Consider the following 14,167-nt stretch of genomic DNA (forward strand, 5'->3'; position numbering starts at 1 on the left):
CAACGGCTCAAGTTGCGATCCATTCCTGTCGATATCAACACATTCATGGTTCTTTATCGTTCGCCGCGATGACGTGTGATCGCCACGCGAACCGGTACCGGTTCACAACAAGGCAAGGAAGAAGTAATGGCTGTTATTAATGGGACAAACGGCGCGGATACGCTGATCGGTACCAGTGGTGATGATGAGATCAATGGTCTCGGCGCAAACGACCTGATTCTGGGTGGTGCCGGTGCGGACAAGATCGACGGCGGTGCAGGTATCGACACGGTGGATTACTCGGCGTCTGCCGCAGGCATCAACGTCGATATTCGCTACACCACCCCAGGGCGTGCGGGCATCGGTGGCGACTCCGAAGGCGATACTCTGTTCAACGTCGAGAAGGTCATTGGTACGGCCTTCAACGATACTTTCAGCATCGATTCCATCTCGGCGACCTTCGAAGGTGGTGCGGGCGATGATGTCTACATCCTCAACAGTGGCAACTCGACGGTCATCGAACAGGTGGGCGGCGGCAATGATGAAGTGCGCACCAACTATGGCGTGATAGGCCTGAACGCCAACGTCGAGCGTCTGACCTATACCGGTACTGGCGCGTTCACCGGTTACGGCAATGCCAGCGACAACATCATTACTGGCGGCATCGGCAACGACACCCTGTTTGGTGGTGACGGCGCTGACCAGTTTATCGGCGGTGCCGGTTTTGACATCGCGGGCTATACCGACAGCACCGTCGGCGTGACCGTGAACCTGAAGACCGGCGTCAACTCGGGGATTGCCAAGGGTGACACTTTCGTCGATATCGAAAGCATCCGAGGTTCGAACTACAACGACACCTTCGTCGCCGATAGCCGGGCCATTGCCTTCGATGGCGGCACAGGCATCGACACAGTGGATTACTCGACTTCGGCGGCCGCGATCAACGTCGACATCCGCTACACCATGCCAGGCCGTGCCGGCATCGGTGGCGACTCCGAAGGCGATACCCTGTTCAACATCGAGAAGGTTATCGGTTCGGCGTTCAACGATACTTTCAGCATCGATTCCATCTCGGCGACCTTCGAAGGTGGCGCGGGCGATGACGTGTACATCCTCAACACTGGCAATGCGACGGTCATCGAGCAGGTGGGCGGCGGCAATGATGAAGTGCGCACCAACTATGGCGTGATAGGCCTGAACGCCAACGTCGAGCGTCTGACCTATACCGGTACTGGCGCGTTCACCGGTTACGGCAATGCCAGCGACAACATCATTACTGGCGGCATCGGCAACGACACCCTGTTTGGTGGTGACGGCGCTGACCAGTTTATCGGCGGTGCCGGTTTTGACATCGCGGGCTATACCGACAGCACCGTCGGCGTGACCGTGAACCTGAAGACCGGCGTCAACTCGGGGATTGCCAAGGGTGACACTTTCGTCGATATCGAAAGCATCCGAGGTTCGAACTACAACGACACCTTCGTCGCCGATAGCCGGGCCATTGCCTTCGATGGCGGCACAGGCATCGACACGGTGGATTACTCGACTTCGGCGGCCGCGATCAACGTCGACATCCGCTACACCATGCCAGGCCGTGCCGGCATCGGTGGCGACTCCGAAGGCGATACCCTGTTCAACATCGAGAAGGTTATCGGTTCGGCGTTCAACGATACTTTCAGCATCGATACCATCTCGGCCACCTTCGAAGGTGGCGCGGGCGATGACGTGTACATACTCAATACTGGCAATGCGACGGTCATTGAACAGGTGGGCGGCGGCAATGATGAAGTGCGCACCAACTACGGCGTGATAGGCCTGAATGCCAACGTCGAGCGTCTGACCTACACCGGTACCGGCGCGTTCACCGGTTACGGCAACGCCAGCGACAACATCATTACTGGCGGCATCGGCAACGACACCCTGTTTGGTGGTGACGGCGCTGACCAGTTTATCGGCGGTGCCGGTTTCGACATCGCGGGCTATACCGACAGCACCGTCGGCGTGACTGTGAACCTGAAGACCGGTGTCAACTCGGGGATTGCCAAGGGTGACACTTTCGTCGATATCGAAAGCATCCGAGGTTCGAACTACAACGACACCTTCGTCGCCGATAGCCGGGCCATTGCCTTCGATGGCGGCACAGGCATCGACACGGTGGATTACTCGACTTCGGCGGCCGCGATCAACGTCGACATCCGCTACACCGTGCCAGGCCGTGCCGGAATCGGTGGCGACTCCGAAGGCGATACCCTGTTCAACATCGAGAAGGTTATCGGTTCGGCCTTCAACGATACCTTCAGCATCGATACCATCTCGGCCACCTTCGAAGGTGGCGCGGGCGATGACGTGTACATCCTCAACACTGGCAATGCGACGGTCATCGAGCAGGTGGGCGGCGGCAACGACGAAGTGCGGACCACCTTCGGTCAAATCGCTCTGAATGCCAACGTCGAGCGCCTGACCTATACCGGTACCGGCGCGTTTATCGGTTACGGCAACGCCAGCGACAACATCATCACTGGCGGCGCGGGCAATGACGTGTTGTTCGGTGGCGCTGGCGCAGACCAGTTTATCGGCGGTGCCGGTTTTGACGTCGCGGGCTACACCGACAGCACCGTCGGCGTGACCGTCAACCTGAAGACCGGTGCGCACAGCGGTATTGCTACCGGTGACACTTTCACCGACATCGAAGGCATCCGCGGATCGAACTTCAACGACACCTTCGTCGCTGATGGCCGGGCCATCGCCTTCGATGGCAGCCTCGGCAACATGGATACTGTGGACTATTCGACTTCGGCTGCCGGCATCAACGTCGACATCCGTTACAACACTCCGGGCCGTGCAGGCATTGGCGGCGATTCGGAAGGCGATACCCTGATCAACATCGAGAAGGTCATCGGTTCCGCGTTCAACGATACCTTCAGCATTGACCTGCTCACGGCGACCTTTGAGGGCGGCGCGGGCGATGATGTTTACATCATCAATGGTGCTGGAGGCACGGTCATCGAACAGGTGGGCGGTGGCAATGATGAAGTGCGCACCAACTATGGTGTGCAGGGCCTTAACGCCAACGTCGAGCGTCTGACCTACACCGGCACCGGCGCGTTCACCGGTTACGGCAATGCCAGCGATAACATTATTACCGGCGGTATCGGCAATGACGTGTTGTTCGGTGGCGCTGGCGCCGACCAGTTTATCGGCGGTGCCGGTTTCGACATCGCGGGCTACACCGACAGCACCGTCGGCGTGACCGTCAACCTGAAGACCGGTGTGCACAGCGGTATTGCTACCGGTGACACTTTCACCGACATCGAAGGCATCCGCGGTTCGAACTTCAACGACACCTTCGTCGCTGATAGCCGGGCCATCGCCTTCGATGGCAGCCTCGGCAACATGGATACTGTGGACTATTCGACTTCGGCTGCCGGCATCAACGTCGACATCCGTTACAACACTCCGGGCCGTGCAGGCATTGGCGGCGATTCGGAAGGCGATACCCTGATCAACATCGAGAAGGTCATCGGTTCCGCGTTCAACGATACCTTCAGCATTGACCTGCTCACGGCGACCTTTGAGGGCGGCGCGGGCGATGATGTTTACATCATCAATGGTGCTGGAGGCACGGTCATCGAACAGGTGGGCGGTGGCAATGATGAAGTGCGCACCAACTATGGTGTGCAAGGCCTTAACGCCAACGTCGAGCGTCTGACCTACACCGGCACCGGCGCGTTCACCGGTTACGGCAATGCCAGCGATAACATTATTACCGGCGGTATAGGCAACGACGTGTTGTTCGGTGGCGCTGGCGCAGACCAGTTTATCGGCGGTGCCGGTTTTGACGTCGCGGGCTACACCGACAGCACCGTCGGCGTGACCGTCAACCTGAAGACCGGTGTGCACAGCGGTATTGCTACCGGTGACACTTTCACCGACATCGAAGGCATCCGCGGTTCGAACTTCAACGACACCTTCGTCGCTGATAGCCGGGCCATCGCCTTCGATGGCAGCCTCGGCAACATGGATACTGTGGACTATTCGACTTCGGCTGCCGGCATCAACGTCGACATCCGTTACAACACTCCGGGCCGTGCAGGCATTGGCGGCGATTCGGAAGGCGATACCCTGATCAACATCGAGAAGGTCATCGGTACCGCATTCAACGATACCTTCAGCATTGACCTGCTCACGGCGACCTTTGAGGGCGGCGCGGGCGATGATGTTTACATCATCAACGGTGCTGGAGGCACGGTCATCGAACAAGTGGGCGGTGGCAATGATGAAGTGCGCACCAACTATGGTGTGCAAGGCCTTAACGCCAACGTCGAGCGTCTGACCTACACCGGCACCGGCGCGTTCACCGGTTACGGCAATGCTATCGACAACATCATCACTGGCGGTATCGGCAACGACGTGTTGTTCGGTGGTGACGGCGCTGACCAGTTTATTGGCGGCGCGGGCATGGACACCGCCGGTTATACCGATAGCACCGTTGGTGTGACCCTGAACTTCAAGACCGGGATAAATTCCGGAATTGCCGCGGGTGACACGTATTCAGGCATCGAAAGATTCCTCGGCTCCAAGGTCGGCGATATCTTTATCGGCTCCGGTACAGCCATGGCCATGGATGGATCCGATGGTGTCGATCTGGTCAGCTATGAGCAATCCGATAGCGCCGTGACCATTGACCTGAAAACCAATGCCAACGCAGGTGACGCGGCTGGCGACACGTTCGCCGGTTTCGAAATTTACCAGGGCAGCAACTTCGACGACATATTGTCCGGATCGGCCAACACTGACATCTTTGTCGGTGGCGCCGGTGCCGACCGGATCGATGGGCGTGAAGGGTTCGACAGTGCGTGGTACGTCAACAGTTCTGCTGGCGTGAACATCAACCTGACTACCAACGTAAACCAGGGCGGGGACGCGCAAGGCGATATCTTGCTTAATATCGAGCGCGTGGTGGGAAGTCACTTCAACGACACGATCACAGCCAGCGCGGTCGGCAGCCTCCTGGAGGGCGGGTTGGGCAATGACGTGCTGTATGGCGGTGGTGGCAGTGACACCCTGTATGGCGGACTGGTTTCCCCGGTCGCACCGTTCAGCCTGGCGGGTATTTCCAGCGGGCCGCAGGCGGACTTGCTGTATGGCGGCAATGGCGACGACTACATCTACAGTGCAGCCGACGACGTTGGCACCGTAGCCTATGGTGAGGCGGGCAGAGACACCATTATTGTTGCTCATGGCAAGGCCGACGGTGGTGACGGTAATGACACCCTGACCGGCACGGGCGACAACTTCGTGTTGCTTGGCGGCGCGGGCAATGACTTGCTGAACATTGGCCTCAAGGACGTGTTCCCGTGGAAAGCGCCTGCTGACGGCTTTGCCAACGGCGGCGAGGGGGATGATACCTATATCGTCAACACCAGCCTGCTGGTGACTATTCGCGATGACGGGGTCAGCACCAATGACACCTTGATCCTGAATAACATCCGCTCGGCTGACACGTTGCAGCTGGCGCGGGTTGGCGATGATCTGTACCTCAGCGACGGATATTTCCCACCGTCCGACCCAACCCAGCAAGGTGTCAAATTGCAGGACTGGTTCGCGGGTGGCAACACCATCGAACACTTCAAGGCTGCCAACGGTGATGTTCTGCCGATCAATGGCGATGGGTTTGCCATGTTCGGTTGATAGCGCACCCCGATGCTTTCCATGCCGGTTGTGATGGAGAGATCGGGTGACGAAAACAGGCGACCTTGTGTCGCCTGTTTTTGTTTCGTCTCAAGTGGATATTTTCCCTTCTGGTCTTGCATGAAATGACCGCGGTCATGAGCTCGAAGCACGATTCAAACAAGATTAACCCCAGCGTTATTTGATGGTATCTGGTTCAACAACAAGGCAAGGAAGAAGTAAATGGCAGTTATAAACGGGACAAACGGCGTGGATACGCTGACAGGTACCAGTGGCGATGACGAGATCAACGCCTTGGGTGGCAATGATGTGATCAAGGGCAGCGGCGGTGCGGACAAGATCGATGGTGGCTCTGGTGTCGATACGGTTGATTATTCGAACTCGAACGCCGGCGTAAATGTTGAGGTTCGCTTCGGTACGGGAGCAGTCGGCAAGGGTGGGGATGCCGAAGGCGATCTTCTGACCGGCATCGAGAACGTGATCGGCTCAGCGTTCAACGACGTCCTGACGTCGGGCCCTGACCACACCGCCACAGCCATTCGCCTGGAAGGTGGCGCGGGCGATGACATTTACTACATCAACACCGGCGTTACGCCGACCATCGTCGAGCAGGCCGGTGGCGGCAACGATGAGGTGCGTGTAACAGCGATCAATCCAAGTGGCACGCGGCTGGCGGTGAACGTCGAGCGTCTGACCTATATCGGCGACAAAGCCTTTATCGGTTACGGCAACGACAGCGACAACGTCATCACCGGCGGTTCGGGCAACGACACGCTGTACGGTGGCGCGGGCGCCGACCAGTTCGTCGGCGGTGCTGGAATCGACACCGTGGGTTACACCGACAGCAAATCGACTGCTGTCACGATCAATCTGAAAACCGGTGTGCATACCGGGATCGCGGCAGGCGACACCTACACCGATATCGAAGTGATCAAAGGCTCCAACTTCAACGACACGTTTGTCGGCGACGGTCGTGGCATGGCGTTCGATGGCGGCGGCGGTGTCGATACGGTTGATTATTCGACCTCCAGCGCCGGGGTCAATGTGGAAGTTCGCTTCGGCACTGGCGCGGTTGGCAAGGGCGGGGATGCCGAGGGCAGCACCTTGACCGGCATCGAGAACGTGATCGGCTCGGCGTTCAACGACGTCCTGACGTCGGGCCCTGACCACACCGCCACAGCCATTCGCCTGGAAGGTGGCGCGGGCGATGACATCTACTACATCAACACCGGCGTTACGCCGACCATCGTCGAACAGGCCGGTGGCGGCAACGATGAGGTGCGTGTAACAGCGATCAATCCAAGTGGCACGCGGCTGGCGGCGAACGTCGAGCGTCTGACCTATATCGGCGACAAAGCCTTTATCGGTTACGGCAACGACAGCGACAACGTCATCACCGGCGGTTCGGGCAACGACACGCTGTACGGTGGCGCGGGCGCCGATCAGTTCATCGGCGGTGCTGGAATCGACACCGTGGGTTACACCGACAGCAAATCGACTGCTGTCACGATCAATCTGAAAACCGGTGTGCATACCGGGATCGCGGCAGGCGACACCTACACCGATATCGAAGTGATCAAAGGCTCAAACTTCAACGACACGTTTGTCGGCGACGGTCGTGGCATGGCGTTCGATGGCGGTGGCGGTGTCGATACGGTTGATTATTCGACCTCCAGCGCCGGGGTCAATGTGGAAGTTCGCTTCGGCACTGGCGCGGTCGGCAAGGGCGGGGATGCCGAGGGCAGCACCTTGACCGGCATCGAGAACGTGATCGGCTCAGCGTTCAACGACGTCCTGACGTCGGGCCCTGACCACACCGCCACAGCCATTCGCCTTGAAGGTGGCGCGGGCGATGACATCTACTACATCAACACCGGCGTTACGCCGACCATCGTCGAGCAGGCCGGGGGCGGCAACGATGAGGTGCGTGTAACAGCGATCAATCCAAGTGGCACGCGGCTGGCGGCGAACGTCGAGCGTCTGACCTATATCGGCGACAAAGCCTTTATCGGTTACGGCAACGACAGCGACAACGTCATCACCGGCGGTTCGGGCAACGACACGCTGTACGGTGGCGCGGGTGCCGACCAATTCATCGGCGGTGCCGGTTATGACATCGTCAGTTATAACGACAGCACGGCGGCGATGGTCATCAACCTGAAAACCAATGTCTATTCCGGTATCGGTGCCGGGGACACCTTTAGCGGTATCGAAGCGGTCAAGGGTTCGGGGCTCGACGATATCTTCTACGGTGGCGCCGCCGCTATGGGCGTTGACGGTGGCTTCGGTCAGGACCTGATCAGTTACGAGTTTTCCGACGCTGCAATCACCCTCGACCTGATCAGCAATGTCAACTCTGGAGAAGCCGCGGGCGACACTTTCGCCAACATCGAATTCTTTCAGGGCAGCCACTTCGATGACACGTTGTCAGGTTCTCGACTTGCTGATGTTTTCATCGGAGGCCTGGGTGCGGATGTAATCGATGGTCGCGAGGGACAAGATACGGCGATGTACATCACCAGCACTAGCGGGGTGAGCATCAACCTGCTGACCAATATCAACGAGGGTGGCGATGCGCAAGGCGATGTATTGCGCAATATCGAGCGTGTCGTGGGCAGTCACCTCAATGACAGCCTGACCGGCGATGCTGGCATCAACTACCTGGAAGGCGGATTGGGAGATGACATCATCTTCGGTGGTGACGGCAACGATTACCTCTACGGCGGACTGGTTTCCTCGATCGGGCCGTTCTCCCTCGACGGGCAGGTCAACGGGCCGCAGGCCGACACAATCTATGGCGGCAATGGCAACGACACCATTTTCACTGCAAGTAATGATGTGGGAAGCCGCGTGTATGGCGAGGCCGGTGGCGATGTCATCACCGTGGTTCACGGCATGGCAGACGGTGGCGAGGACGGTGATCTGCTGACCGGTACAGGCTTGGGCTTTGCATTGTTTGGCGGTGCAGGGAAAGATCAACTGGTGTTGAAGTCCAGCGGTTTTGCCAACGGTGGCGAGGATAACGACCTTTACACAATCGGCACCCCGGGTCTGGTGACCATCCAGGATGACGGCGCGAGCCGCGAGGACAAACTGGTGCTGTCGTATATCAGCAGTTCAGAACTGTTGATTGATCGTGTCGGTGATGATCTGTATCTGCACCGTTCGAGTTTTGCTCCGGGCACGACGCCGCAGGAAGGTGTGCAGCTGAAGGGTTGGTACGCCGGCTTCGACACCATCGAGCAAATTCAAACGGCGAACGGGCAAATCATCAACCTGCCAGCCAATAACGATGCGTTTGCCATGTTTGGTTGATCGCTGAATCGAGCACTGTCGATCCTGCAACGGGATTGAAGGTGCAGGCAGGAGGGCGAACCTGATAGTTATCATTCGGGTTTACCAAAAAAAACAGGCGACTTTCGAGTCGCCTGTTTTTTTGAAATTCGTCTTTGCAGCCGTTTTGATACATTTTTTTGCGCAGCCTCAAGCTGCGACCCTTTTCTGTCGATAGCAACACATTCGTAAGTCTTTAACGTTCGCCGCGATGACGTGTAATCGCTGCGCGAGCCGGTACCGGTTCTTAACAAGGCAAGGAAGAAGTAATGGCAGTTATCAACGGGACAAGCGGCGCGGATACGCTGATCGGTACCAGTGGTGATGATGAGATCAATGGTCTGGCTGGCAATGATCTGATCAAGGGCAGTGCCGGTGCGGACAAGATTGATGGTGGTGCAGGTTCTGACACGGTCGATTACTCGGCCTCTGCCGAAGCCATCAACGTCGATGTCCGTCCGGGTATCGGTCTGGCAGGCAGCGGTGGCGATGCCGAGGGCGATACCCTGGCCGCCATCGAAAAAGTCATCGGTTCGGCCTTCAACGACAGCTTCACCGCAGCTCCCCTGAGTACCGTGACCTTCGAGGGCGGTGCCGGTGATGACGTCTACTTCGTTAACGGTGGCAGTGTGACGGTCATCGAGCAAGCCGGTGGCGGCAACGATGAAGTGCGGGTCAGCTACAAGGAACACACCCTGGCGGCTAACGTCGAACGCCTGACTTACGTGGGTACCGAGACTTTTACCGGTAAGGGCAATGCCAGCGACAACATCATCACTGGCGGCAACGGCAATGACACGCTGTTGGGTGGTGGCGGTGCTGACCAGTTCTTCGGCGGCGCGGGCATGGACACTGTGTCCTATGACGACAGTACCGTGGGCGTCACGCTCAACCTGAAAACCGGCGTCAATTCCGGAATCGGTGCGGGCGATACCTACAACAGCATCGAAGCGATTACCGGCTCGAAGTACAACGACACCTTCATCGCCGATGGCCGGGCATTTGCGTTCGACGGCGGCACGGGCACCGACACGGTCGATTACTCGACTTCCGACGCTGCCATCAACGTTGATGTCCGTCCGGGTATCGGTCTGGCAGGCACTGGTGGCGATGCGCAGGGCGATACCCTGGCCGCCATCGAAAAAGTCATCGGTTCGGCCTTCAACGACACCTTCACCGCCGCTCCCCTCAGCACCGTAACCTTCGAGGGCGGTGCCGGTGATGACGTTTACTTCGTCAACGGCGGCAGTGTGACGGTCATCGAGCAAACCGGTGGCGGCAACGATGAAGTGCGGGTCAGCTACAAGGAACACACCCTGGCGGCCAACGTCGAGCGCCTGACTTACGTGGGTACCGAGACTTTTACCGGTAAGGGCAATGCCAGCGACAACATCATCACTGGCGGCAACGGCAATGACACGCTGTTGGGTGGTGGCGGTGCCGACCAGTTCTTCGGCGGTGCGGGCATGGACACTGTGTCCTATGACGACAGTACCGTGGGCGTCACGCTCAACCTGAAAACCGGCGTCAATTCCGGAATCGGTGCGGGCGATACCTACAACAGCATCGAAGCGATTACCGGCTCGAAGTACAACGACACCTTCATCGCCGATGGTCGGGTATTCGCGTTCGACGGCGGGACTGGCACCGACACGGTCGATTACTCGGCCTCTGCCGAAGCCATCAACGTCGATGTCCGTCCGGGTATCGGTCTGGCAGGCAGCGGTGGCGACGCCGAGGGCGATACCCTGGCCGCGATCGAAAAAGTCATCGGCTCGGCCTTCAACGACAGCTTCACCGCAGCTCCCCTGAGTACCGTGACCTTCGAGGGCGGTGCCGGTGATGACGTCTACTTCGTCAACGGCGGCAGTGTGACGGTCATCGAGCAAGCCGGTGGCGGCAATGATGAAGTGCGGGTCAGCTACAAAGAACACACCCTGGCGGCTAACGTCGAACGCCTGACTTACGTGGGTACCGAGACTTTTACCGGTAAGGGCAATGCCAGCGACAACATCATCACTGGCGGCAACGGCAATGACACGCTGTTGGGTGGTGGCGGTGCTGACCAGTTCTTCGGCGGTGCGGGCATGGACACTGTGTCCTATGACGACAGTACCGTGGGCGTCACGCTCAACCTGAAAACCGGCGTCAATTCCGGAATCGGTGCGGGCGATACCTACAACAGCATCGAAGCGATTACCGGCTCGAAGTACAACGACACCTTCATCGCCGATGGCCGGGCATTTGCGTTCGACGGCGGGACTGGCACCGACACGGTGGATTACTCGACCTCCGACGCTGCCATCAACGTCGATGTCCGTCCGGGTATCGGTCTGGCAGGCAGCGGTGGCGACGCCGAGGGCGATACCCTGGCCGCCATTGAAAAAGTCATCGGCTCGGCTTTCAACGACACCTTCACCGCCGCTCCCGTGAGTACCGTGACCTTCGAGGGCGGTGCCGGTGATGACGTCTACTTCGTCAACGGCGGCAGTGTGACGGTCATCGAGCAAACCGGTGGCGGCAATGATGAGGTGCGGGTCAGCTACAAGGAACATAAGCTGGCCGCCAACGTTGAGCGTTTGACCTACGTTGGAGCCGAATCCTTCACCGGCTACGGCAATGCCAGCGACAACATCATCACCGGCGGCAACGGCAATGACACATTGCTGGGTGGTGGCGGTGCCGACCAGTTCTTCGGCGGTGCCGGCATGGATACCGTGGCGTACACCGACAGCACCGTGGGCATGAATATCAACCTGAAAACCGGCGTCAATTCCGGAATCGGCGCGGGTGACACCTACGACAGCATCGAAGCGATCCGTGGTTCGAACTTCAACGACACCTTCATCGCCGATGGCCGGGCATTTGCGTTCGACGGCGGGACTGGCACCGACACGGTCGATTACTCGACCTCCGACGCTGCCATCAACGTTGATGTCCGTCCGGGTATCGGTCTGGCAGGCAGCGGTGGCGACGCCGAGGGCGATACCCTGGCCGCCATTGAAAAAGTCATCGGTTCGGCTTTCAACGACACCTTCACCGCCGCTCCCGTGAGTACCGTGACCTTCGAAGGCGGTGCCGGTGATGACGTCTACTTCGTCAACGGCGGCAGTGTGACGGTCATCGAGCAAACCGGTGGCGGCAACGACGAAGTGCGGGTCAGCTACAAGGAACATAAGCTGGCCGCCAACGTTGAGCGTTTGACCTACGTTGGAGCCGAATCCTTCACCGGCTACGGCAATGCCAGCGACAACATCATCACTGGCGGCAACGGCAATGACACATTGCTGGGTGGTGGCGGTGCCGACCAGTTCTTCGGCGGTGCCGGCATGGATACCGTGGCGTACACCGACAGCACCGTGGGCGTCACGCTCAACCTGAAAACCGGCGTCAATTCCGGAATCGGTGCGGGCGATACCTACGACAGCATCGAAGCAATCCGTGGTTCGAACTTCAACGACACCTTCATCGCCGATGGCCGGGCATTTGCGTTCGACGGCGGGACTGGCACCGACACGGTCGATTACTCGACTTCCGACGCTGCCATCAACATTGATGTCCGCCCGGGTATCGGTCTGGCAGGCACTGGTGGCGACGCCGAGGGCGATACCCTGGCCGCCATCGAAAAAGTCATCGGCTCGGCCTTCAACGATAGCTTCACCGCCGCTCCCCTGAGTACCGTGACCTTCGAAGGCGGTGCCGGTGATGACGTCTACTTCGTCAACGGCGGCAGTGTGACGGTCATCGAGCAAGCCGGTGGCGGCAATGATGAAGTGCGGGTCAGCTACAAAGAACACACCCTGGCGGCTAACGTCGAACGCCTGACTTACACCGGGACGGTCGCATTTACCGGTTATGGCAATGCCGGCGACAACATCATCACGGGTGGTATCGGTAACGATGTGCTGTTTGGCGGTGGCGGTGCCGACCAGTTCTTCGGCGGCGCGGGCATGGACACGGTTTCCTATGACGAAAGCATTGTGGGCGTCAGCATCAACCTGAAAACCGGCGTCAGCAGCGGCATCGCGATGGGCGACACCTACGACAGCATCGAAGCGATCACGGGTTCCAGGTTCAACGATATCTTTGTCGGCAGTTCCGCCGCACTGGCACTCAATGGCGGTACCGGTATCGATATGGTCAGCTATGAGTCTTCGGACGGCGCAGTGACCATCGACCTGAAGACCAATGTCAACGCCGGTGATGCCGCGGGAGACACTTTTGCCGGGATCGAGATCTTCCAGGGCAGCAATTTCGCCGACACGTTCCTGGGCTCGACTGCCAACGACAACTTTGTTGGCGGCGCTGGTGCCGATGTGTTCGACGGCCGTGAAGGCATCGACACGGTCTGGTACGCCAACAACGCCACCGCCGTGACGATCAATCTGCAGACCGGCGTCAGTCAGGGTGGCGATGCCGAAGGTGATGTATTCATCAATGTCGAGAGTCTGATCGGGACGAGCTTCAATGACACGCTGACCGGCAACGCAGCCGCCAATAGTCTGGAGGGTGGTCTGGGTAACGACGTCATTTATGGCGGGGATGGCAACGATGTCATCTATGGCAGCGTGTACACCCAGCTCGGGCCGTTCGCCGTTAATGTTGCAGCGGGTGGGCCGCAGGCTGACCTGCTGTATGGCGGCAATGGCGACGACACCATCGTTGGCGCGCCCGATGACCGGGGCACCCAGGCCTTTGGTGAAGCCGGCAATGACACCATTACCATGGTGCACGGCATGGCCGACGGTGGCGAAGGCAACGATGTGCTGACCGGTACCGGTAGCGGTTTCTCGCTGTTCGGCGGGGCCGGCGCTGACAAGCTGATTCTGCAGAACGCCGGTTCGGCGTTTGGCGGCGAAGGTGATGACACCTACACCGTCACCAGCGGGAAATTGGTGACCATTCAGGATGATGGTGTCAGTCAAGGCGACACGTTGGTCCTGACAAACATCAACGCTCAGCAACTGCTGTTTGATCGCGTCGGCAATGACCTTTACCTGCATAAATACAGTGTTTTCGACGGTCAGACTCCCGATGAAGGCGTGCGTCTGAAGGACTGGTTCGCCGGTTCCGCCACTATGGATGTCATCAAGACGGCTGACGGCCAGTACATCGGCCTGCCAACCAGCAATGATGCGTTCAACATGTTCGGCTAATCGTTGAA

Annotated in this window: 3 protein-coding genes; all 3 read left to right on the forward strand. The window is 58.8% G+C overall.

The genetic code is table 11. From position 1 onward, the window contains the following. Nucleotides 1-126: 126 nt before the first annotated feature. The 3 genes from ACZZ0G_RS20065 (at nt 127) to ACZZ0G_RS20075 (ending at nt 14,159) form a co-directional block, all read left to right on the forward strand. On the forward strand, nt 127-5,670 hold the full coding sequence (locus tag ACZZ0G_RS20065) for a beta strand repeat-containing protein (RefSeq protein WP_463557275.1): 5,544 nt from the start codon (nt 127-129) through the stop codon (nt 5,668-5,670). A gap of 222 nt (nt 5,671-5,892) precedes the next feature. After that, nucleotides 5,893-8,985 (forward strand): beta strand repeat-containing protein, encoded by a 3,093-nt coding sequence (locus ACZZ0G_RS20070; RefSeq protein ID WP_463557276.1) that lies wholly within the window; start codon nt 5,893-5,895, stop codon nt 8,983-8,985. A gap of 287 nt (nt 8,986-9,272) precedes the next feature. Continuing rightward, the gene (locus tag ACZZ0G_RS20075) at nt 9,273-14,159 is read left to right on the forward strand and encodes a beta strand repeat-containing protein (protein WP_463557277.1); all 4,887 of its coding nucleotides are present in this window, start codon (nt 9,273-9,275) and stop codon (nt 14,157-14,159) included. Nucleotides 14,160-14,167 lie beyond the last annotated feature (8 nt).

This window comes from Pseudomonas sp. AC169 (assembly GCF_979258515.1).

Excerpts from the sequence above, each read along its gene's own strand:
- ACZZ0G_RS20065 (WP_463557275.1), top strand. The coding sequence starts at position 127 with ATGGCTGTTATTAATGGGACAAACGGCGCGGATACGCTGATCGGTACC.
- ACZZ0G_RS20070 (WP_463557276.1), top strand. The coding sequence starts at position 5,893 with ATGGCAGTTATAAACGGGACAAACGGCGTGGATACGCTGACAGGTACC.
- ACZZ0G_RS20075 (WP_463557277.1), top strand. The coding sequence starts at position 9,273 with ATGGCAGTTATCAACGGGACAAGCGGCGCGGATACGCTGATCGGTACC.